The organism is Bacillus cereus group sp. MG1 (genome assembly GCF_040460035.1).
Taxonomy (GTDB): domain Bacteria; phylum Bacillota; class Bacilli; order Bacillales; family Bacillaceae_G; genus Bacillus_A; species Bacillus_A cereus.
The window spans coordinates 18,931-42,607 of the sequence record NZ_JARVGY010000006.1 but is presented as its reverse complement, the minus strand read 5'-3'; the positions used below and the strand labels follow the sequence as shown (position 1 = coordinate 42,607).

Below are 23,677 nucleotides of genomic sequence, written 5' to 3'. Positions count from 1 at the left end.
AGAGGGGAAAATAAAATGAATTTATTAAATAATATGATACTAGGATTTGGTTTGGATGGAGCGTATGACTGGGTTAAAACACAAGGGAAATATGCTTTAGGGATTATCATTATTGGGTTAGTTATCTTTTGTATTGCGAAGCGGGCATGGGGCTTCCTTGTTACAATTGTTATCGCGGGTGGCCTTGGATTCTTCCTTGTAGCAGCACCAGAAACTCTTGAAAAAGTAGGATCATTCTTAGGTGGAATGTTAGGAATGTAATTAAATAAGGAGGCGTTCTTGCTGATGGAAGAAAAATCAAAACCTTTTATTGTATATACTTTCGGAAGTTATATGAAATATGAACGTCGCCAATATGAATTATTAGGCTATCGTCTTCCACGACCTGTGTCGTGGAAGATGTTAGGCTATTATGCCTTAATAGTATTGGTGTTTGTTATATTAAGAGTTTTCCCATTAACTTCTTGGTTTATTGGACCAATTGCAGATGAATTTTGGCTTCCATATTATATTATCATTCCAGGTTTTGCAGTTTGGGGCTTAGATACGTATAAAACAGATGGTAAGTCATTTTTAGTGTTTGCTAGATCATGGATTTTATTTAAATTAAGGCCACATAAAATGTCACGCTTTATAAAGTTTGAAAAACCAAAAAAATATGTTTTTGAAAGTCCTATTTTCATTCGTTACCGTGAATCGGATATTGTTCCTATTATACCTACGAGTCAAGGGGAGGTTGAAGATTACCCGTTGACTTTAATAGAACAAGAGACAGAAGAATTCGAAACAATGCGTTTAGAAGAAGACGAATGGTATTAAAATAAGAGGATGAAATTGAATGTTTAATAAAAAATATTGAAAATATAGAAGGTGAGGATATTTAATGCTTGCGTTAAATAGTGTATCGGAATTCCCAATTAATCATGTAGAGGATAATCTTTGTTTTTGTCCAGATCAGAGGGTTTGGAGTATTTATGAAGTCGAAGGTTTTGAATATGAACATCAAAGTGATCGGATGAAGAAAACATATTTCTCAAACCAGAAGTCTTTATTTACACAATTAGAAAGTGATTTTCATTTACTTGTCATTCCAAAAGTAACTGATTCTGACGCAATTATAGATGAACATATTGCAAGATTGAAAGGACCTTTGTCTAACACGGCAAAGGTCCTTTTTGAAAAAGTGAAATTATATTTGCAACAATCATCAGTCTCAAAAGAAAATACAGAATATCATTTTTTCTTATTGGTGCAATTAAATCAGGATAGAAAAGAAAAACAAGTCAAAAATCCAGTAATTGAAACCTCAAAATTCGCACGAAAATTTATAAAGGGGTTTACTGAAACGCCGTTTCGAGCAATGGGAATTGAAGAAAGTGATTTGTTAGAAGAAGAGATTAATGATTATAAGGAAGCTGAAGATGGTATTTATAATCAATTGTTAGGCGCTTTTCGTTTTGTGAGAAGAGCGACGCCACCAGTTACAAGGTTCTTAATTGAACATAATTTCAGTCGTGGAATGACAGCTCCAGAAACAGTGAAGGATTGGAATGTAGGAAGAAAAATTTCATGGGTAGATGAAAATGGAGAAACTAAAAAGGCTACACGTCCAGATCGTGATGCTATTCTCCGCTTAACTGAGTGTGAAGTAGATGAAGAGCCTGGCCGTTGTATTCGACTTCAAAGGAGAAATGCAGAGGGGGATTTAGAAGAAAGTTACGTTTCGTTTCTTGCAGTAAGTGATATGGACCCACAATCACATTTTCCAGGCCGAGAATGGATATATCGTATACAATCGCATTCTTTAAAATTCCCGGTGGAAGTAAGTATTCGTGGTCATCATATGGAGAATGTGAGTGTTCTAAAAGGATTGCAAAATAGCGAGCGGGAATTAAATGACCAACGTCACCAGGCGGCACTTGGTGGAACAGTAGACCGGACTGTAGATCGTAAGGCGGCCGGAGTTAAACTGATGCAAGACGTTTTCCAGACAACGGGTGCACCAGGATTTGAAATGAGTATTTTATTTGCTGTTCATGCTCAAGATCAAAAAACATTGGCTCATCGCGTTAAGAAACTAATTACAGAGTATAGAAAGATGAAAATTCAATTAGTAAATCCTTATGGCGATCAGATGGCATATTTCTATGAATTTTTCCCAGGGGCCAAACGCTATAATAAAGATTTTAAAATATATGCGGAGCCAGGAGTTTTAGCACAAGGTATGTTTGGGGCAACAACACAAATTGGCGACAATCAAGGGTTCTATATTGGTCGTACAGTTAAATTAAATCGCCCAGTCTTTATTAGACCAGACTTAGCAGCAAAAGCGCTAGAGAACTTAAATAATGAATTTGATAGTTTATCAGTAATGATAGCCGGTATGACAGGGAAAGGGAAATCGTTCTTAATGAACATCTTATTATACTGGATTGTTATGAGCGATGGGCTTGCATTTTGTGTCGATCCTAAAGGGGATAGAAGTGAATGGCCAAAATTGCTCCCAGGGTTTAAGAAAAATAAGGATCAATTGGAAGTGTGGACTTTAGGACAAAGTGAACGTGATAAAGGATGTTTAGACCCATTCCGTGTTAGTGCAACAAAAGAAGATGCGATGAGTTTATCGTTGGAAGTTTTAACATATTTAACAGGTGTAACGCTAGAGAATTCAAAATATGACTTCCTATGGACAGCAATTCAACGAGTGGCAAAGAAAGAAGAGCCTTGTTTATCTTTAGTAAAAGATGAATTGTTTGAAATGAAACAAGATGGTGAATTGATCCAAGAAGAGTTGGCATTATTAACAGAATTAGTAACACGTTTAAATACAATTGAAAATTCGCCACTTGCAAATCTATTGTTTGGTAAGCCTGGCCAGGATTACAGAGCCTTAGATTTAGAAAGGGCTTTACAAGTTTTACAAATTCAACATTTATCATTACCACCATTAGAGCAAACTGTATTGAGTATTACTGATAAATTATCAGAAAGTGTTCTTACAGCTTTAACAGCATTCGGTAAATCCCTTATGCTTTCAACAGATCGTAAGAAATTTAAAGTTTATATTCAAGATGAAGCTAAAAACGTTATGCGAAATCGTGAAGGGGCAAAACTTTCGGATGAAATTATTCGTAAAGGGCGTTATCACAATACAGGATTATATCTTGGTACACAAAATGCGAGCGATTTTAATTCAGCGAATAAGGAGATTGCCAACGTTGGAATGAAATTCTCCTATTGCTTGAAAAATGATGCTGAAGCAAAAGAAATGTTAGGATATTATAATTTGCCAGTAACAGACGCTAATATAAGAATGTTGCAGAATTTAAAAAGGGGTCATTGCTTGTTCCAAGACATCTATGGACGTACAGCAGTTATTAAAGTTGATCCTGTTTTCAAAGAATTAGCAGAGGCATTTGATTCTTCAACGAAAACAGCGGAAGAACGTGAACAGGAACTCGCGGGCGCTTAATATAAGGCGAAATAGGAGTGAAGGAATCGTGAAATATAAAAGAACATTGGGCTATTTAGTAGGAGCTATTATGGCTGGAGGGTTAATTGTAACAACCCTTACAGCCTGTCAATCTACTAAAAGTGAAGTGATAGATAATCAGAAATCGATTAATATAAAAGCGGCTGATAAAGCAGCCTTGGAATATATGAAAGCTTATATTGAATTAGATAATAAAAAAATGAATGAATTGCATATAAATGAATACGAATTTTTGAAGGAATACAATGTAACATATCCAGGGGCAAGTGATAAATTGAACGGGCGATATGAGCTGTTTAGGTATGATCTAGAAGAAGGTTCAAATGAATTTTATTACAAGGCTCGTTATTATCATCCAGGTACAGGTGGGAAGAGTAGTGTGGAATTAAAAATGATAAAAGATAAAAAAGATGGAAAATGGAAGAATTACGGTTGGGCTTGGGGAGATACTCACAATTTAGAGTCCATTGTAGGAGATAAGAAGCCAATACAAGTCCATAAGTGGGAGGGGGAACGAGAATGAAAAAGCTCTTCCCTCTTTTTATGGCCATTTTTATTTTATTTGTCGGTACTGTGCCGAATGTAGCCTTTGCAGAGGACGAACCAAAAGCGTCAGAGGCCAATACAATTTCAGGTAACTTGTTTGATAAATCTAAACAAGAAGATTTTGAGAATGTTCATTATGAGATAGATACCGCACCACATAAAGACGATGAGAAAGGCTTTTTCTCAAAGGCTTGGGGCTATATGTTTGGTGATGATTCTGTGGGGAAAGATATACAGCGGAAAATTAATGGAGTTGGTCAATGGATAGTTTCATTAATGTTCCAGTTTGGGGTTTGGTTGACAAAAATATTGTTATTTATAGTAGAACAATCCTTCAGCTTAGACATTATCGATGTTGTTGCAGATAAATTAGGTAAAGCAATGCAAAATATAGCGGGGATTGGAAGTAAACCGGAATTTGAAAGTGAAGGTTTATTCCCGTCGATTATTAAAATGACATGTATTTTATCTGTTATATATTTTATTTATCTGTTTTTTGTAAAAAGACAAATGACAAAGGGGATAAGTGAATTATTTAAGGTAGTGTGTGTTATTGCAGGGATATTGATTTACATCGCAAATGCACCAGCGATTCTGAAAGGAATGAATACAATTAGTTCTGAAATTAGTCTTCAAGTTTTAAGTAAGACAACCGGAACGATCCATGGGAATCCAGGGCAAACAAAAAGTCGGGCTATAGCGAATGTAAAAGCACAAATGTGGGAATTGATGGTGGAACGTCCATATTTGTACTTACAATATGGTCAAGATTCACTAGACACTATTGGTGTCGAGAGGGTAAATAAATTAATCAATACACCACCTGGGGAAGATAGGGTTAAGTTAGTAACAGAAGATGTTAAAGAACATAAGAATTTTATGATGACAAATGAGTCGGTAGGGGAGCGATTGATATTTACATTTATGTACTACATTGTAAATACTTTTGCAGGAGCTCCAACAGCAGTTATATGCTTGCTGATAGTAGCGTGCCAATTGTTATTTATGGTAATGAGTATTATTGGTCCAATAGCGATGGCTTTTGCATTACTACCTAAAAATAGGCGCGTTTTAATTAGTTGGGCTGAACAATGGCTTAAACCGTTAGCCGCAAAAATATTCTTGTCACTTATTGTAATTATTCTGTTTTCAATTGCTGGGCTGTTATATGAACTTCCGGAAGCGGGAACATCTGGCTATTTAATGACGATGATCCTTCAGATTCTGGTATTTGTCCTTTGTTATATCTTTAGAGATAACATCAAAGCGGCATTCCGTAAATCGAAGGTTGCGTATAATTCATTTACGGATTTAGAGTATATGGCAGGCAAAACAAAGGATGGATTTAATCGAACAATGGATGGCATTAATGCAGGTGTAGGAAGAGCAAAAGATATGTTTGGAGATTCTGATCCAAATTATATGGGGGATGATCCTTCTGAACATACAGCTGATGAAAGCGGAACAAAACAAGCTACCCTAGATGAAGAGAAAGTTTCGGGAGAAAGTGAAGAAGAAAAAACAAAATATGCAAGTATTGGTGAAGAAGACGAACAAACAGAACAACATCAAGACGAAGAAAAGCAAGTCGAGGAAGAACAAGAAAGAGCCACAATTGATGAAGATGAGGATGAAGTGGTTGTAAATGCAGAGCAAGAAGAGACAGAAGAGTATCAAGAAGATCAAGAAGAAGTCAATCCAGAAAACCTTGCATCGTTAGAAGGAGTTGAAGAAGAAAATCCGGAGTTATCTGAAGTAGAAGATGCGGAGCAGCCTGAACAGGATGATTCTTCTCAATACGAAAATCAAGAAGGAGAAGATAACAACGAAGAACTTTCAAAAATTAATGAGGAAAGAGAAGGTACAGAAAAAAGCGATTCAGAATTGCAGGATGTAGAAGCTCAAGAACAAGGTGAGCAGGATGATCCATCTGATTATGAAACTGAAAACCAAGAAGGAAACAATGAAGAATTGGCAACGGTGAATGGAAATGATGAAGAAGAAAATCCGGAGTTGTCCGATGTAGAAGATATAGATCAGCCTGAGCAGGACGATCCTTCTCAATACGAAAACCAAGAAGGGGAAGATAATAACGAAGAACTTTCAGAAATTAGAGAGGAAGGAGAAGGGGCAAACCAAAATGATTCAGAATTGCAGGATGTAGAAGCTCCAGAGCAAGGTGAGCAGGATGACCCATCTAATTATGAAACAGAAAATCAAGAAGAAAATAATGAAGAATTGGCAACAATGAATGGGAATGATGGCGAAGAAGAAAATCCGGAATTGTCCGATGTAGAAGATATAAAGCAGCCTGAGCAAGATGATCCTTCCGATTACGAAACAGAACAAGATGGAGGGAACGGTGAAGTTTTAGTAACGACTGAAGAAACTGAAGTGGATTCAGCACAAAATAATGAACCGTTATCAGATGTAGAAACACCAGAACAAGTAGAACAAGATGATTCCTCTAATTACGAAGCTGGATATGAAGAAGGAAATGCAATGGAGTTAGCGACAACAGAAGAAAGTACTACAGACTCGCAAAAAGAGAATATGGAAGTGTCAGATATAGAAACACCAGAACAGGTAGAACAAGATGATTCCTCTAATTACGAAGCTGGACATGGAGAAGGAAACGCAATGGAGTTAGCGACGACAGAAGAAAGTACTACAGACTCGCAAAAAGAGAATATGGAAGTATCAGATATAGAAACACCAGGACACCAGGAGCAAGATAACGTTTCGGAATATGAAACTGAAAATGGTGAAGGAGCCTTAAATCAAATTGCCAGTGTTGGACAGCTGAACTCTTCAGAAGGAACTTCAAATTCAACTGGAAAATCAGGTGAGATTGTACCATCATTGGATGAAAAACAAGGGGTAGTTAATCCATCTGGTATAGATCAGGAAAGTGGGAGTGAAAATGAATTTGTATTAAATGAAACGAATGGAAAGGAATTGACTTCAACAAAAGGGTTGGAGGCAAAAAGTTCGACGAAAACGGAAGGTTTTAATTTAGAGGGAAGTCCAATTGGAAATGGTTCGACAAAAGTATCGTCAGTTGGTGAATTTAATATAGCGAAGCCTGGTGGAATGGGTATAAATAATGAATCGATGAATGTTAATGATATCCAAGGTGCATCCGTCGAATCTTCGGGAGACTTGACGATGACAAGCCCGGATTCGCTAGAATCTTCCGGTTCGATTCCTGGACAAACTATGAATGGAAGTAGTTTAGGAGAACAAGGGATAAAAGGTCAAACTATGAATGGAAATAGTTTAGGAGAACAAGAGGTAAAAGGTCAATCTTTTGAAGGGAGCCAAGTCTTGCAAAGACAAGGGGCTTCGCAAGAGATTAGGGGAGCGGTGGAAGCGAAGCCGTCAGAACATGTAGAGTCTTCGCAAGCCGATAAAATAAATAGAACAAATGAAACAACACATATAGAATCCGCACAAGCAGAAGTAGCAGCATCGCAAGAAATTATGATAGATGCGACACAACAAAAGGTAGAGTTAGAAACCTTAGCTGAAGAAAATGAAATAAAAATAGAAACAGAAACAATATAAAAATATGTATTTAGTTACAATGCCTCGCTAGTTTATAGCGGGGCATTTTTTGTAAGGGAGGTACATGAAGCGTGGATTTAGAGCACGAGGATATAGAGGAAAAAGAAGCCAAAAAGAAAGCGAAAATAAGTAAAGTCCGTAAACTATGGATGGTTAGTGGTTGTTTGTTTAGTAGTGTTTCTCTAATTGTAATTTTCTTTGTTTTAATAGGAATCGTCTTATTTATGCTTTTAGGTGATGAAAAAAAAGAACCAGTAAGTGGTGGGGGCGGGTTAATAGGTAATACAATTTGCCGCCCAGGGGACAAACAATTGACCGCAGCGGATTTAGACCCACACTTGAAGGGTGTGTTTACATCTAAGGGGCAAGCTTTTATTGATGCAGGTACACAAAATAATATTGATCCAGTCTTATTAACCGCTATAGCGATGCTAGAAACAGGTAACGGTACAAGTAATGCTGTGAAAAAATATAACAATCCAGGTGGATTAATGAACCCCGCAAGTACTAACATGACAGGCTTTATTCAGTTTGCGACATTAGAAGAAGGTATAAACGGCATGGCTCGTAACTTATACAAAAATTATATAGGAATGGGAATTACAACAATTGAAGCAATTGGTGCTAAGTATGCACCGCCGGGCGCGGCAAATGATCCGCACGGTACAAATGGTTTATGGCCAGCTTTAGTTACAAAGTTTGCTCAGCAGTTAGGTGGACTTACATTTAACTGTACACCAGCAGATAGCGGAGGTGTTGGGAACGTGGGTGATCCTAGCTCGCATGGATTTGTTTTACCGATTCCAGGAAGTCCACTTGTTACCAGCCCATATGGTCCGCGTTGGGGCACGATTCATAAAGGAACGGATTATGCGTGTACGCGAGGACAGACAGCGATTGGCGCGGCAAAAGCTGGTCGAGTTGGTTTTGCACAGTTTGGAGCCAGCGGTAGTGGTTTTGGTGGATACGGAAATGCAGTGGTTCTAGAACATGAAGGCGGTTTGTGGACGTTATATGGTCATATGGACGTACTTTCTGTGCAACAGGGGCAAATGGTCCAAGCGGGGCAACAGCTCGGCGTATGTGGGGCGACAGGGCAAGTTACTGGCCCGCATTTACATTTCGAAATTAAAACATCATTTAAATACGGTCAGGTTGACCCGGCACCATATATGCCGTAATAAGACCTACGGTAATATGTCAACTAAAAAATATAAACGTTTAAAGTTATCAAAGGGCAATTTGCTAAAAAAAGACATCACGAAACTAGACCAGCATTATATGTAAAATAATGGAATTTATTCAAAGGTAGCGATGACAAATTTTATGTCACACTTTCACGCCCCTTTCTGGCGCAAAGAGTTGGTGACTACGTAGTAGCGCATCCACCAATCGCACAAGTTTTCTTGCGGTTAGAACGAGTGCACGTTTGTGTTGATGTTTTGGTACTTCATTATATTTTTTTACGTAATATTCTTGGTAATCGGATACATGCTTTCTTACAGAGTTGGCGGCTTCAACTAAGTAATACCGCAAGTAATGATTTCCATTACGAGATAATGAAGTGTTTTCAGCAGTGAAGCGACCAGACTGGTGTGTACGCCAATATAATCCGGCATATTTTGCTATCTTGGTTTCATCATCAAATCTTTCGATTTGACCAATTTCAGCGATAATACCTGCGGCGAATACAGGACCAATTCCAGGAATGGATTCGAGTGTTTGCGTTAATCCAGCCATGATTCGCTTAATGGACTTCTCTATTTCTTTGATTTGTTGTTGATAGGTACGAATTACCGCAATTGATGTTCCGAGAAGGACATCGATTGAGTCTTCCACGACCTTATCCAAGCGATAGGAAGAGCGAACAGCCTTTTGAATTGTTGATGCTACACATTTTGGGTCACCAAATCGGTTTTTCCCTTTCATTTGTAGGAACTCAGCGAGTTCATCTAAAGACATGTCAGCTAACTCTTCTAGACTGAATTTTTCAAGGAACAATTCCATCATGGCGTTGCCAAATATAGAAGAATCCACCTCTTGTGAAAACGTATTACATTTATAACTTAGGTGTTGGAGAAAATGTTGTTTTTCCTTTGTCAACATTCTAACGAGCTGATAACGAGATCTTGTTAATTGCTGAAGTGCCACATACTGGCTTTCTTTGACGATGGACATTTGATTCCGTCCGAATCGTAAGTAATCAGCGATGACAAATGCATCAATCTCATCTGTTTTATCCATGTCAGAATAGCTTTTCTTGAAGTTTGCGATTTGCTTTGGATTCATAAGAAATACCTTCGCTCCAAAGCGTTGTAAGTCTTCATCATAGTGAAGAAACATAGATGGATGAAAACTATAAACAGATGTGGATTCTAAGCCGATTTTAAAGGTTTTAACCTCTTGATTGGCTATACGCTGCAATAATCGCTCTTTGATTGCTGTGGCACCTGGCAAGTCATTATTGACCGAAAAGGAATCCAGCTTTTTTCCTTCACCATTTAAAATACAAACTTTTATATCAAACGAACTTACATCTAGACCAACAAATAATCTCACGTAAGAGACCTCCTTTCGGTTTAGAATCATTGCTTGGACGTCTCGAGATATCTCTAGTGTGTACGCCGACCAACAACCTCGTGTATGAGAGCTTGTCCTGAATCGAAAGCCGCCCTAGAGCTACTATCATCTAGGTTCGAGGGTCAGGCTGCTCAGCCTGCGAGTAGGGAGTCCCGCACGTTCACTGAGAAACACTCTTAATTATGTGGTAAGTCCACAGGAGGAAAAAGAATTGTCCCAAATGATCCTAAGACCATTATCTAGAAATATCTTGAGACGTCCAAGTATTAATTTACGGATCTCTTATTAAGGGAAATTAAAGCTGAAGTGACAGCTTAAACATAATATACGAGGAGGAAATCAAATGAAACAAATATTACAAATTGGCGCAATTATCGCGTTAAGTATTACAAGCTTGACACTATGGAGTAGTAATTCTGATTTAAAGGGTGAGGCTAAACAACAGAAGACAAAACTTACAGCTGAAATAAAAGAATTGAAGAATGTAAATAAAGAATTAGAAGAGCGTTTGCAAGTTCTAAAAGAAAATACGCAAGAAAAAGGTCAGGTAGTGGCCAGAAATTTTGTAGAAACTTTAATGACGTATGACAGTAATGATAAGGAGAAAAAAGGGCTTGAAGCGTTACGGAAATTAGTTAAGGGGGAAGCGGAAAATAAATTGTTTAATGCTGGTGAAGATTCACATAAGCAAATTGATGATGCAGCCATTCATTACATGACAAAAGCGAATGTGAAAGATATGTACTATACACGTTCAGCTGAAGACAAAGCAGATGTTACTGTCAATTATGAATATGTAATTTCAATTGAGGGAGAGAAGAAAAAAGAGAATCATAGCATGAAATTAAGCTTGGTACTAGAAAATGAAAATTGGTTTGTAGAAAACTATGATTTCAAAATAGAGAATGGAACAGAAGGGCCGTAAAAGTACGGAATTAGGAAAGGGTTTTAAAATGAAAAAATTTAATTTGGCATATAAAGAGGTTCGAGTATTTGAAGTGACTGTTGAAGCGGGAACGGTTGAAGAGGCAATAAAAAAGTTTAATAGAATGTCCCATCAAGATAGGGAGAGAGTAAATCGAAACATTACAGTTCAAGAAAGAGAGCAGGAAAATGAAAGCTTTAAATAATAATTATAAAGTTTTACTTTGTATCATATTAGGTATTGCTTTTAATGTATGGGCTTATGAAAGACCCTTAATTGAAGCGATATTTGCTCTAGCATACTTAATGCTTTTTCTATTTATATTATTTGCAACATGCTATTTCATGTTGTGGAGTAAGGTTAGGAAAATGAGATCAGAGCATTGAATAATTAAGTGGATTTTATATAAGGGCTTTAAGAGAATATATCCAAAATATGAAGGAGGAAGAGGAAATGAATGAAAATATGTGTAAATGTCAAGATAAACATGTACATTTTCGCTTGTTTAAGCATGTACAAAATCAATCATTTTCTTTGCTAAAATGATCTTTAATTCGATAGGATTGTCCTACAATACTGACCACCGTGGCATGATGTAAGACACGATCTAGTATGGCATTGGCGAGTTTAGGGTCCTGGAATACTTCGTCCCAAGACTTGAAGTTGATATTGGTCGTTAGGATGGTACTACGCTTTTCATAACGCATATCGATTAATTGAAAGAATAATTTTGCATCCTCCGGATCAATAGGCAAGTACCCAATTTCATCAATAATAAGTAATTTGTATTTTGTATAGTGCTTTAAACGAGATTCTAGGCGATTCTCAATCTTGGCACGTTTTAAATTTTGAAGTAAATCATGACATTTAATAAAATAAGTACTTGTTCGCTTTTTAGCTGCTGCTATACCAATAGACGTGGCCAAATGGGTCTTACCAACACCACTAGGTCCTAAAAATACTATGTTTTCTTGTTGCTCTAAGAAACGTAGAGAAATAAAATCTAAGATTTGTTGTTTATTAATACTCGGCTGGAATTCGAAATCAAACTCATCAACCTCCTTTCTATGAGGAAATGCGCCCATTTTCACCATAGAATGAATCATATTTTGTTCTCGTACATCAATCTCATAGTTTGTCAGTTTAACAAGTGTCTCTACGAAGGATAATTCATTATTAATGCTAAAATCGACTACGTCACCTAAATGTTGTGCCATTTGTTTTAATTTTAAATACTCTAGGTTTGTTGTTAATTGTTGATAGCTATTCTTCATTTCTATATACCTCACCAATTACTGATAAATTTTGTTTCGCCAAATTGTCAATGTTCGGATATTTAGGTAGTGACTTAGCCAATGCTTTTTTATAATGTTCTTCTTTATAATTGAGCTTAGATTGGCTGATTTTATGTTGTACAATTAACTTCATGTTATGATAAACATATATTTGATTATCATATACTTGTAAACCGACGGTTTTACCTTGATATTCAGCTGGAACTGAGTATTGATTCGATTTGTAAGATATCATGCCTGATGTATTAACTTTTACAAGTTTATGCTTAATCATATAGGAATCTCTTATCGCGCTCTTCGGGAGTGGTTGTAGGAGATTCTTTTCCTGTTTTAGGGCAAACACTGGAATCTTACCAGTCCCTTGATGAAATGTTTGATTAATTCTTGCACATAATTTTTGCACAAATTCATGTAATTCTTCAAAAGTGAATCTTCCTTGATAAGCATGAATTTCGTCTAGAAGTTTCATTGGCGCTTCTACTTTCCCTTTGGTATTTGGTCGCCCTGCGATACAAGGTTGTACCTTAAATCCAAAATCTTGAGCGAATTGGGCAAACTTATTGTTAATCGTTCCTGTAAAGTGTTCTGTTCGAGCTTCATCCATTACCGTCTTCATATTATCCGTGACAATTACCTTCGGTACACCACCAAACATTTCAAATGCCTCTGTCATAAATGACATTAAAACACTTTGTGATTTTGAAATATTCAAATGAAAAACTTTAAATCTCGAGTAGGACAATAAAAGTACAGCTACATTCACATATACGATTTCGCCACTTTTGGTTTCAAATCGTATGCTTTCTTTCCAATCTAATTGAGCTTGTTCTCCTGGAGGTGTCTCATAACGGACACCCACTGAATGACCTGATAAAATACGCTTCCCCTCATCAAAATATGTTCTAAATTCAGGCTTTCTATTAATATAAGCACGAAATGCAGACTGTGAACATTTTAAACCGTGATTGTCTGTTAGATACTGCCATAACACTCGTTTGTAGTAGAAGATTTGTTTAGAATCACTAGATAAAAGAGCTGCAATCACTTCATAATATGTATCGATTTTCGATGTTTTATTTTTTGTCCCTTTTGGTGTAAAACCATTCAAATACTTATCTATGGTACGCCGATCCACATTCAATTCTCTGGCTAATTGACTTTTATTTATCTTCATTTTTAAGTTCCCCATTAGTTTTTTAAAATTTGGTAAGTCTGAAAGACTTTTAACCTCAAATTCTGTTTGAATATCTAGCTTAATATACATACTAACCACCTCAGAGTCAGTATGGAGAATCCAATTGAAAATGTACATATTTATTCAAGCGTTAATGTACATATTTAAGTTAGCATTTATACTTAAGAACAAAAATAAAATGAACTTTCGTTCAAAGCAACTAAAAAACTCGTAATGTACTTTTGGTATTGAAAAGTACACACACCAAATAAACTCTAACGAGTTTCATTTTAAAAATTATGCAGCTTTCTTTTGTTTTCCAAACCCATTATACTCATAGACAACACCCATAATATCAAAGATAGTTTTCCTCTCATATCGATGAGATTTCCGTCCATTCTTCTGTAGGAGGTCGAACAAACGGATTAAAATCTTTGTTAGATCTTGGGTGTTTCTCTGTATCGCTTGATATAACAGCGATACATGATCTTGAATCATCCCAATAGCTTTATATTCACTTAATTCTCTTTTGTTCTTTTGCAACAGAAGTTTACGCATCTTAAACATCGTAGAAGAACAGATAAAAATGGCAATAAGCCTTCCATACACATGACATTCTAATCGCTCTTGTTTGATATTTTGCCAATGATGAATTTGAAATAAGGATTTCCAAGTTTTAAAAATGATTTCTATTTGCCAGCGAAGGGAGTAAAAGTCATGTATTTGTTCCATCGGAACAATCCCTTCAGGCGTATTTGAGACATATATGTTGATACCCGTTAATCGTTTACTCTTTTCTGAAAACGTAATACCCTTTTTACTTTCCGTATAGGCTTGTTTTTTTCTACGTTCCTGTATCTGTTTTTCTGTTAAACGATAGATAATTACGCGCGTGAATAGTTTTTGATTCTTTCCAATGTAAGCTTCTTTTATTTCATATGTTTGACCGGGTTTTAAATGGTTCATGATATGTTCTAAATCAACTTGAATATACTGTGATTGCTTTTTTACGGTTCCGTTTCGAAAGTATTCTGGAGACGGATTTTTTATATAAACAGTATGGTTTAATTTTAATCTGGATATATAGTAGGCACCTCGTTGATCCATTTGATCTAAGTCTTCTAATGAAAAATAACCTAAATCACGAATGCACAAGTCACCTGGACGTAAGGTATCTAAACATTCCGTTCCAAAGGTCTTATCATTATTTTTCCCTGGACCCACCTGAAAGTTTAAAAATTGACCGCTATGTAAATCATACTCTAATTGAATCTTGATACCCGCTGTTTGTGCGCAACCACCGGATCCAGGATATATACTAGCTAAATGTTTTGGGATTTGAAAAATCGTCGCATCTAAAATACGAATACGTTGAAAGTGGGTAAGCGCCGTGCTTGAAATAGCCGATGTTTTACAAAGTTTACTTTTCCATAATGTAGAAAAAATATATTTCAGAAATTCAACAGCTTTTTTATCAAAGCGTTTATTAAGTCCTTCTGGACTCATAAGAGTACCTGTAGCTGCATGTAATTGGCTACATAATCGAACGAGGGAATCACTCGCTGTCCTTTGACTTATCCAAATAAAAATGGTAGCTAATTCACTTCCTGAAAATTTTCGTTTTCTTTTTACAAAACCTAATTTTTTTGCGAGTTCTTCTAAAAAAGAAGGGGTTAAATGACGGCACAGCTCTTCAGAAAATAGTTGTAATTCATCTTGAATCGAAAGATTCATAAAAAACGTCATCCTTTCTAGTTAGCTTTTTAGAAAGAATAACGTTTTTTTACACTTGGGGGTAGTCTAGATTCTTAAGTTGATGGGCATGTGGAACAATCTATATTTTGATTAATTTTTCGTTGGGGTTACTATATGGATTTTTGATGAGATTCCCTTTATTAGAAACTTTGATTATAGCGGGGGTTATTACAATTTCTTCTAGTGCTATCGTTGCAAAAGTGCTAGTTGATTTAAAAAGAACAGGGAATAACGAAACGGAGCTAATTTTAGGAATTATCATGTTTGAGGATATATTCCTTGCTGTATATTTATCAGTGGTTTCTGGCTTAGTACTTGGTGATCATGCTTCATTTTTAGGTGCTCTTACCTCAATTGGTATAGCTTTGGGATATATGCTCTTATTCTTTATTGTAGCTAGATGGGCTACTCCGTTATTAAATAAATTGTTGAATATTAGTTCAGATGAAATTTTTATTATAGTAGTATTTTCTTCTTTATTCTTTATCGCTGGTTTTTCTGAAACAATTCATGTTGCGGAAGCAATCGGAGCGCTTCTGTTAGGTTTAGTTTTTTCTGAAACAGAGCATAGTGATCGAATTGAACATCTTGTTGTTTCATTTAGAGACTTTTTTGGAGCTATCTTCTTCTTTAGCTTCGGTTTAGGTATAGATCCGTTTTCGTTGGGTGGAGCTATATGGCTAACGTTAGGTGCTGTACTACTGACAATCATCGGGAACTTTGTAGCAGGGATGATTGCAGGAAGGCAAGCTGGATTATCTCATAAAGCATCAACAAATATTGGGTTAACAATAGTGTCAAGAGGGGAGTTTTCAATTATTATGGCTAATATTGGTATAGCGGGTGGTTTAATGTCAGTGTTGAAACCGTTCTCAGCACTATATGTACTTATCCTATCTATTTTAGGACCACTCTTTACTAAAGAATCGAAAAAAATATATAAATTTTTAAATAAAATATTTAGGTGGGATACAAAATCTACTTAAACTTAGGACATTGAACTACTCACCACTTAACGTCCTTACAGACTTTTTGAAGTGGGAGATTCCTGCTAAGATAACCAATGTATCCACCGGTTATCTTAGCAGGCGCTACCCGTAGTCCCTACAGTGAGAACATAAGTATCTTGTACATTGACGCACCACACTCCCTACTTTAGTTTGGTTTTCGCAACTTCGGCAAGCATGGGGCGAAAGAACGTTGAAGATTTTACAGTTGCAACGTTTTTCTGAAACCAACCTCATAACTTCAGTTTTCGAAGAGCAATCTGTATAAGTAAATGATAGCAAATATGTTGGCTTATGCCTATCGATATTCATATCCCACCTAAAATTGGTGTTTCACACCTTGACATTTTTGAGGAAGGAGTCTTCTGTTGGAAAACGATAAAATCTTTTTAATTACTTGAATTCTAAGTGTAGAAACTTTGTAATTTGTATGAATTGAGGGATTGAATTCCTTGTGTTAATTAACATATATATCGATTTGATATAAAGATAGGATCTAAAAGGAGCTAACAAACTGTTAGCTCCTTTTAGATCCTTTTTAAGTATATCGCACAAAAATCAAATCATACATCACGAAAAGTAGCTTTTAAGAACCCCTATTTTAAATGTTTTGTCTAGAAAAGTATGGATAACTTCATGAATGGGTGAAAATATCTATGCTTTTTTATTACAAGACAAAGATATACTGTACTCATAAATGTAGAAATATCTATTTAAGAAAGATTGAAATCATATCCAATAATCTGATAGGAGATGTAGCTATATGACAGTATTCAATACTAAAGAAATTAATAACACACCTTTTGAAAGTAATATCATTCCAAAAGGAAACCGTAACCGTCCTGCATATTCCATGAATCCAAGATATATCACAATTCACACCACCGCGAATCAAAATGCAGGTACTGATGCAAGAGCGCATGCTAGATATGTTAACAATGGTGGTGGATCATCCAGCGTATCTTGGCACTTTACGGTAGACGATAATCGGATTGTACAGCACTTACCACTAAATGAGAATGGTTGGCATGCCGGAGACGGGAATGGAGCGGGTAATCGCTCGTCTATCGGCATTGAAATTTGTGAAAATCGTGATGGTAATTTTGAAAAAGCCTTAACCCATGCTGCGGGTCTCGTTAAGTTTCTCATGGCTCACCTTGGATTAAAGATTGGGAACGTAGTTTCCCATCAACATTGGAGTGGAAAGAACTGTCCACGTCCGATATTTAATCGACCAGGTGGATTTGAGGGTTTCAAGAGGATGATTGAAGATAGTCTAAACGATATGGTTGTAGAGAATCATAACAAGGATGCGGGTACACAAGGATTAGGAATTGCTTACATGGAAGGTGTAAATATTAACCTTCGCAGAGGACCTAGCACGAGTAGTGATGTAATTCGTAAATTGAACAAACCTGAATCTTATATTGTTTGGGAAGAACGTGAGGGCTGGCTGAACCTAGGTAATTCATGGGTGAAATATGACTCTTCCTATATTTACTTTGCCCGTAGACAAACGAGTAATATTGGTAAATTAGTGGTTGTAGATACAAACGAATTATGGGTCTATGGTTCTGCTAATTGGAATGATAAGATTAAGACTGTAAAAAAAGGGGAAGCATTTACAATTCAAGATGAATTGCAGGTAAATGGTTCTAACATGTATAAGTGTAAGTATTTCTACATTACCACAAATTCTCAATTTGTATATGTAAAATAGGAAAAGTGGATTTTATATATAAGTATAAAAAGTAATAAGACTTTAAAATAAGTTAACGGAATACAAACCCTTAATGCATTGGTTAAACATTGTAAAGTCTAAAGCATGGATAATGGGCGAGAAGTAAGTAGATTGTTAACACCCTGGGTCAAAAATTGATATTTAGTAAAATTAGTTGCACTTTGTGCATTTTTTCATAAGATGAGTCATATGTTTTAAATTGTAGTAATGAAAAACAGTATTATATCATAATGAATTGGTATCTTAATAAAAGAGATGGAGGTAACTTATGGATAACAATCCGAACATCAATGAATGCATTCCTTATAATTGTTTAAGTAACCCTGAAGTAGAAGTATTAGGTGGAGAAAGAATAGAAACTGGTTACACCCCAATCGATATTTCCTTGTCGCTAACGCAATTTCTTTTGAGTGAATTTGTTCCCGGTGCTGGATTTGTGTTAGGACTAGTTGATATAATATGGGGAATTTTTGGTCCCTCTCAATGGGACGCATTTCTTGTACAAATTGAACAGTTAATTAACCAAAGAATAGAAGAATTCGCTAGGAACCAAGCCATTTCTAGATTAGAAGGACTAAGCAATCTTTATCAAATTTACGCAGAATCTTTTAGAGAGTGGGAAGCAGATCCTACTAATCCAGCATTAAGAGAAGAGATGCGTATTCAATTCAATGACATGAACAGTGCCCTTACAACCGCTATTCCTCTTTTTGCAGTTCAAAATTATCAAGTTCCTCTTTTATCAGTATATGTTCAAGCTGCAAATTTACATTTATCAGTTTTGAGAGATGTTTCAGTGTTTGGACAAAGGTGGGGATTTGATGCCGCGACTATCAATAGTCGTTATAATGATTTAACTAGGCTTATTGGCAACTATACAGATCATGCTGTACGCTGGTACAATACGGGATTAGAGCGTGTATGGGGACCGGATTCTAGAGATTGGATAAGATATAATCAATTTAGAAGAGAATTAACACTAACTGTATTAGATATCGTTTCTCTATTTCCGAACTATGATAGTAGAACGTATCCAATTCGAACAGTTTCCCAATTAACAAGAGAAATTTATACAAACCCAGTATTAGAAAATTTTGATGGTAGTTTTCGAGGCTCGGCTCAGGGCATAGAAGGAAGTATTAGGAGTCCACATTTGATGGATATACTTAACAGTATAACCATCTATACGGATGCTCATAGAGGAGAATATTATTGGTCAGGGCATCAAATAATGGCTTCTCCTGTAGGGTTTTCGGGGCCAGAATTCACTTTTCCGCTATATGGAACTATGGGAAATGCAGCTCCACAACAACGTATTGTTGCTCAACTAGGTCAGGGCGTGTATAGAACATTATCGTCCACTTTATATAGAAGACCTTTTAATATAGGGATAAATAATCAACAACTATCTGTTCTTGACGGGACAGAATTTGCTTATGGAACCTCCTCAAATTTGCCATCCGCTGTATACAGAAAAAGCGGAACGGTAGATTCGCTGGATGAAATACCGCCACAGAATAACAACGTGCCACCTAGGCAAGGATTTAGTCATCGATTAAGCCATGTTTCAATGTTTCGTTCAGGCTTTAGTAATAGTAGTGTAAGTATAATAAGAGCTCCTATGTTCTCTTGGATACATCGTAGTGCTGAATTTAATAATATAATTCCTTCATCACAAATTACACAAATACCTTTAACAAAATCTACTAATCTTGGCTCTGGAACTTCTGTCGTTAAAGGACCAGGATTTACAGGAGGAGATATTCTTCGAAGAACTTCACCTGGCCAGATTTCAACCTTAAGAGTAAATATTACTGCACCATTATCACAAAGATATCGGGTAAGAATTCGCTACGCTTCTACCACAAATTTACAATTCCATACATCAATTGACGGAAGACCTATTAATCAGGGGAATTTTTCAGCAACTATGAGTAGTGGGAGTAATTTACAGTCCGGAAGCTTTAGGACTGTAGGTTTTACTACTCCGTTTAACTTTTCAAATGGATCAAGTGTATTTACGTTAAGTGCTCATGTCTTCAATTCAGGCAATGAAGTTTATATAGATCGAATTGAATTTGTTCCGGCAGAAGTAACCTTTGAGGCAGAATATGATTTAGAAAGAGCACAAAAGGCGGTGAATGAGCTGTTTACTTCTTCCAATCAAATCGGGTTAAAAACAGATGTGACGGATTATCATATTGATCAAGTATCCAATTTAGTTGAGTGTTTATCTGATGAATTTTGTCTGGATGAAAAAAAAGAATTGTCCGAGAAAGTCAAACATGCGAAGCGACTTAGTGATGAGCGGAATTTACTTCAAGATCCAAACTTTAGAGGGATCAATAGACAACTAGACCGTGGCTGGAGAGGAAGTACGGATATTACCATCCAAGGAGGCGATGACGTATTCAAAGAGAATTACGTTACGCTATTGGGTACCTTTGATGAGTGCTATCCAACGTATTTATATCAAAAAATAGATGAGTCGAAATTAAAAGCCTATACCCGTTACCAATTAAGAGGGTATATCGAAGATAGTCAAGACTTAGAAATCTATTTAATTCGCTACAATGCCAAACACGAAACAGTAAATGTGCCAGGTACGGGTTCCTTATGGCCGCTTTCAGCCCCAAGTCCAATCGGAAAATGTGCCCATCATTCCCATCATTTCTCCTTGGACATTGATGTTGGATGTACAGACTTAAATGAGGACTTAGGTGTATGGGTGATATTCAAGATTAAGACGCAAGATGGCCATGCAAGACTAGGAAATCTAGAATTTCTCGAAGAGAAACCATTAGTAGGAGAAGCACTAGCTCGTGTGAAAAGAGCGGAGAAAAAATGGAGAGACAAACGTGAAAAATTGGAATGGGAAACAAATATTGTTTATAAAGAGGCAAAAGAATCTGTAGATGCTTTATTTGTAAACTCTCAATATGATAGATTACAAGCGGATACCAACATCGCGATGATTCATGCGGCAGATAAACGCGTTCATAGCATTCGAGAAGCTTATCTGCCTGAGCTGTCTGTGATTCCGGGTGTCAATGCGGCTATTTTTGAAGAATTAGAAGGGCGTATTTTCACTGCATTCTCCCTATATGATGCGAGAAATGTCATTAAAAATGGTGATTTTAATAATGGCTTATCCTGCTGGAACGTGAAAGGGCATGTAGATGTAGAAGAACAAAACAACCACCGTTCGGTCCTTGTTGTTCCGGAATGGGAAGCAGAAGTGTCACAAGAAGTTCGTGTCTGTCCGGGTCGTGGCTATATCCTTCGTGTCACAGCGTACAAGGAGGGATATGGAGAAGGTTGCGTAACCATTCATGAGATCGAGAACAATACAGACGAACTGAAGTTTAGCAACTGTGTAGAAGAGGAAGTATATCCAAACAACACGGTAACGTGTAATGATTATACTGCGACTCAAGAAGAATATGAGGGTACGTACACTTCTCGTAATCGAGGATATGACGGAGCCTATGAAAGCAATTCTTCTGTACCAGCTGATTATGCATCAGCCTATGAAGAAAAAGCATATACAGATGGACGAAGAGACAATCCTTGTGAATCTAACAGAGGATATGGGGATTACACACCACTACCAGCTGGCTATGTGACAAAAGAATTAGAGTACTTCCCAGAAACCGATAAGGTATGGATTGAGATCGGAGAAACGGAAGGAACATTCATCGTGGACAGCGTGGAATTACTTCTTATGGAGGAATAATATATGCTTTAAAATGTAAGGTGTGCAAATAAAGAATGATTACTGACTTGTATTGACAGATAAATAAGGAAATTTTTATATGAATAAAAAACGGGCATCACTCTTAAAAGAATGATGTCCGTTTTTTGTATGATTTAACGAGTGATATTTAAATGTTTTTTTGCGAAGGCTTTACTTAACGGGGTACCGCCACATGCCCATCAACTTAAGAATTTGCACTACCCCCAAGTGTCAAAAAACGTTATTCTTTCTAAAAAGCTAGCTAGAAAGGATGACATTTTTTATGAATCTTTCAATTCAAGATGAATTACAACTATTTTCTGAAGAGCTGTATCGTCATTTAACCCCTTCTCTTTTGGAAGAACTCGCTAAAGAATTAGGTTTTGTAAAAAGAAAACGAAAGTTTTCAGGAAATGAATTAGCTACCATATGTATCTGGGTCAGTCAACGTACAGCGAGTGATTCTCTCGTTCGACTATGCAGTCAATTACACGCCGCCACAGGCACTCTTATGAGTCCAGAAGGACTCAATAAACGCTTTGATAAAAAAGCGGTTGAATTTTTGAAATATATTTTTTCTGCATTATGGAAAAGTAAACTTTGTAAAACATCAGCCATTTCAAGTGCAGCACTCACGTATTTTCAACGAATCCGTATTTTAGATGCGACGATTTTCCAAGTACCGAAACATTTAGCACATGTATATCCTGGGTCAGGTGGTTGTGCACAAACTGCAGGTATCAAGATTCAATTAGAATATGACTTACACAGCGGACAGTTTTTAAACTTCCAGGTAGGTCCTGGAAAAAATAATGATAAAACATTTGGAACAGATTGCTTAGATACCTTACGGCCGGGTGATCTGTGTATTCGTGATTTAGGATATTTTTCATTGGAAGACTTAGATCAAATGGATCAACGTGGCGTGTGCTATATATCAAGACTTAAGTTAAACCATACCGTCTATACGAAAAATCCATTTCCAGAATACTTTCGAAATGGGACAATCAAAAAACAGTCACAGTATATCCAAGTTGATTTAGAGAACATTATGCACACGTTAAAACCAGGACAAACGTATGAAATAAAAGAGTCGTATATTGGCAAGAATCAAAGATTATTTACAAGAGTAATTATCTACCGATTAACAGAGGAACAAATACTGGAACGTAGAAAAAAACAAAGCTATACCGAAAGTAAAAAGGGGATTACATTTTCAGAAAAGAGTAAACGATTAACGGGTATCAACATATATGTTACGAATACGCCTTGGGAAGTGGTTCCGATGGAACAAATCCATGATTTTTACTCCCTCCGCTGGCAGATCGAAATCATATTTAAAACGTGGAAATCTCTATTTCAAATTCATCATTGGCAAACTATCAAACAAGAGCGATTAGAATGCCATGTGTATGGAAAACTCATTGCCATTTTTATATGTTCTTCCACGATGTTTAAGATGCGCCAACTTCTGTTGCAAAAGCACAAAAGAGAACTAAGCGAATATAAAGCAATTGGGATGATTCAAGATCATCTATCCCTGTTATATCAAGCGATACAGAGAAACACCCGTATAATAACAAAGGTTTTAATCCGCCTGTTTACCCTACTAAAGAAAAATGGCCGGAAATCCCATCGATATGAGAAGAAAACTATCTTTGATATTATGGGTGTTGTCTATGAGTATAATGGATTGAGAAAACAAAAGAAAGCTGCATAAGAAAAAAATGAAACCCGTTAGGGTTTATTTCGTATGCTCATTTTTAAGAGGATTATACTGTTTAAAAGTTTGTTCATTTCAATTAATGGAAAACCGTAGAGTTTCTATCCTTAAGTTGATGGGCATGGGGTACCGCCA

At 36.5% G+C, this 23,677-nt stretch carries 15 protein-coding genes and 1 pseudogene; 12 read left to right on the top strand and 4 right to left on the bottom strand.

Annotated features, from left to right (window positions below; all coding sequences use genetic code 11):
• Positions 1-15 precede the first annotated feature (15 nt).
• From QCI79_RS33680 to QCI79_RS33655, 6 genes are all read left to right on the top strand, one after another.
• Complete coding sequence (locus tag QCI79_RS33680) at positions 16-261, top strand: TcpD family membrane protein (RefSeq protein ID WP_001050787.1); 246 nt, start codon at positions 16-18, stop codon at positions 259-261.
• A gap of 24 nt (positions 262-285) precedes the next feature.
• Positions 286-819 carry a TcpE family conjugal transfer membrane protein gene (locus QCI79_RS33675; protein ID WP_000391620.1) on the top strand — a complete coding sequence of 178 codons (534 nt, stop codon included), beginning with the start codon at positions 286-288 and terminating at the stop codon, positions 817-819.
• A 64-nt stretch (positions 820-883) separates the two neighbouring features.
• Positions 884-3,472, top strand: coding sequence for an ATP-binding protein (locus tag QCI79_RS33670; RefSeq protein WP_000880538.1), 2,589 nt, complete (start codon positions 884-886; stop codon positions 3,470-3,472).
• 28 nt (positions 3,473-3,500) lie between these two features.
• Positions 3,501-4,016: a hypothetical protein gene (locus QCI79_RS33665; RefSeq protein WP_000875802.1), complete on the top strand. Its 516-nt coding sequence runs from the start codon at positions 3,501-3,503 to the stop codon at positions 4,014-4,016.
• The gene (locus QCI79_RS33660; RefSeq protein WP_000732771.1) at positions 4,013-7,606 is read left to right on the top strand and encodes a CD3337/EF1877 family mobilome membrane protein; all 3,594 of its coding nucleotides are present in this window, start codon (positions 4,013-4,015) and stop codon (positions 7,604-7,606) included. The genes QCI79_RS33665 and QCI79_RS33660 overlap by 4 nt, the downstream gene beginning before the upstream one ends.
• A gap of 71 nt (positions 7,607-7,677) precedes the next feature.
• Positions 7,678-8,787 (top strand): M23 family metallopeptidase, encoded by a 1,110-nt coding sequence (locus QCI79_RS33655; RefSeq protein ID WP_000362624.1) that lies wholly within the window; start codon positions 7,678-7,680, stop codon positions 8,785-8,787.
• A gap of 148 nt (positions 8,788-8,935) precedes the next feature.
• Here the strand turns inward: QCI79_RS33655 and QCI79_RS33650 are convergent, their stop codons facing one another.
• Positions 8,936-10,165, bottom strand: a complete 1,230-nt coding sequence (locus QCI79_RS33650) for an IS110 family RNA-guided transposase (protein ID WP_001236352.1) — start codon at positions 10,163-10,165, stop codon at positions 8,936-8,938.
• Positions 10,166-10,529: 364 nt separating this feature from the next.
• On the opposite strand from QCI79_RS33650, the gene QCI79_RS33645 reads away from it, so the two are divergent.
• Both QCI79_RS33645 and QCI79_RS33640 read left to right on the top strand, forming a co-directional pair.
• Positions 10,530-11,111, top strand: a complete 582-nt coding sequence (locus tag QCI79_RS33645) for a hypothetical protein (RefSeq protein ID WP_000809635.1) — start codon at positions 10,530-10,532, stop codon at positions 11,109-11,111.
• A 28-nt stretch (positions 11,112-11,139) separates the two neighbouring features.
• A complete protein-coding gene (locus QCI79_RS33640; RefSeq protein WP_000714368.1) occupies positions 11,140-11,316 on the top strand; it encodes a hypothetical protein in 177 nt (58 codons plus the stop codon).
• 316 nt (positions 11,317-11,632) lie between these two features.
• Here the strand turns inward: QCI79_RS33640 and istB are convergent, their stop codons facing one another.
• The 3 genes from istB to QCI79_RS33625 all read right to left on the bottom strand — a co-directional run bounded on the left by istB (position 11,633) and on the right by QCI79_RS33625 (position 15,314).
• Entirely contained in the window at positions 11,633-12,385 is a 753-nt protein-coding gene (gene istB / locus QCI79_RS33635) for an IS21-like element IS232 family helper ATPase IstB (protein WP_000798699.1), read from the bottom strand.
• A complete protein-coding gene (gene istA, locus QCI79_RS33630) occupies positions 12,375-13,670 on the bottom strand; it encodes an IS21-like element IS232 family transposase (protein WP_000275580.1) in 1,296 nt (431 codons plus the stop codon). The genes istB and istA overlap by 11 nt, the downstream gene beginning before the upstream one ends.
• A 207-nt stretch (positions 13,671-13,877) precedes the next feature.
• Positions 13,878-15,314 carry an IS4-like element IS231B family transposase gene (locus QCI79_RS33625; RefSeq protein ID WP_001053956.1) on the bottom strand — a complete coding sequence of 479 codons (1,437 nt, stop codon included), beginning with the start codon at positions 15,312-15,314 and terminating at the stop codon, positions 13,878-13,880.
• A gap of 92 nt (positions 15,315-15,406) precedes the next feature.
• On the opposite strand from QCI79_RS33625, the pseudogene QCI79_RS33620 reads away from it, so the two are divergent.
• The 4 genes and pseudogenes from QCI79_RS33620 to QCI79_RS33605 all read left to right on the top strand — a co-directional run.
• Positions 15,407-16,321, top strand: a pseudogene (locus QCI79_RS33620) (cation:proton antiporter); the annotation flags it as partial.
• A gap of 784 nt (positions 16,322-17,105) precedes the next feature.
• Positions 17,106-18,062: an N-acetylmuramoyl-L-alanine amidase gene (locus tag QCI79_RS33615; RefSeq protein WP_000215667.1), complete on the top strand. Its 957-nt coding sequence runs from the start codon at positions 17,106-17,108 to the stop codon at positions 18,060-18,062.
• Positions 18,063-18,351: 289 nt separating this feature from the next.
• Positions 18,352-21,819: a pesticidal crystal protein Cry1Ab gene (gene cry1Ab, locus QCI79_RS33610; RefSeq protein ID WP_000369819.1), complete on the top strand. Its 3,468-nt coding sequence runs from the start codon at positions 18,352-18,354 to the stop codon at positions 21,817-21,819.
• 283 nt (positions 21,820-22,102) lie between these two features.
• Positions 22,103-23,539, top strand: coding sequence for an IS4-like element IS231C family transposase (locus tag QCI79_RS33605; RefSeq protein WP_001053969.1), 1,437 nt, complete (start codon positions 22,103-22,105; stop codon positions 23,537-23,539).
• Positions 23,540-23,677 lie beyond the last annotated feature (138 nt).

Bases quoted from the DNA above. Each gene is read 5' to 3' on its own strand.
- QCI79_RS33680 (WP_001050787.1), top strand. From the start codon at position 16: ATGAATTTATTAAATAATATGATACTAGGATTTGGTTTGGATGGAGCG.
- QCI79_RS33675 (WP_000391620.1), top strand. From the start codon at position 286: ATGGAAGAAAAATCAAAACCTTTTATTGTATATACTTTCGGAAGTTAT.
- QCI79_RS33670 (WP_000880538.1), top strand. From the start codon at position 884: ATGCTTGCGTTAAATAGTGTATCGGAATTCCCAATTAATCATGTAGAG.
- QCI79_RS33660 (WP_000732771.1), top strand. From the start codon at position 4,013: ATGAAAAAGCTCTTCCCTCTTTTTATGGCCATTTTTATTTTATTTGTC.
- QCI79_RS33645 (WP_000809635.1), top strand. From the start codon at position 10,530: ATGAAACAAATATTACAAATTGGCGCAATTATCGCGTTAAGTATTACA.
- QCI79_RS33640 (WP_000714368.1), top strand. From the start codon at position 11,140: ATGAAAAAATTTAATTTGGCATATAAAGAGGTTCGAGTATTTGAAGTG.
- istB (WP_000798699.1), bottom strand. From the start codon at position 12,385: ATGAAGAATAGCTATCAACAATTAACAACAAACCTAGAGTATTTAAAA.
- istA (WP_000275580.1), bottom strand. From the start codon at position 13,670: ATGTATATTAAGCTAGATATTCAAACAGAATTTGAGGTTAAAAGTCTT.
- QCI79_RS33625 (WP_001053956.1), bottom strand. From the start codon at position 15,314: ATGAATCTTTCGATTCAAGATGAATTACAACTATTTTCTGAAGAGCTG.
- QCI79_RS33615 (WP_000215667.1), top strand. From the start codon at position 17,106: ATGACAGTATTCAATACTAAAGAAATTAATAACACACCTTTTGAAAGT.
- cry1Ab (WP_000369819.1), top strand. From the start codon at position 18,352: ATGGATAACAATCCGAACATCAATGAATGCATTCCTTATAATTGTTTA.
- QCI79_RS33605 (WP_001053969.1), top strand. From the start codon at position 22,103: ATGAATCTTTCAATTCAAGATGAATTACAACTATTTTCTGAAGAGCTG.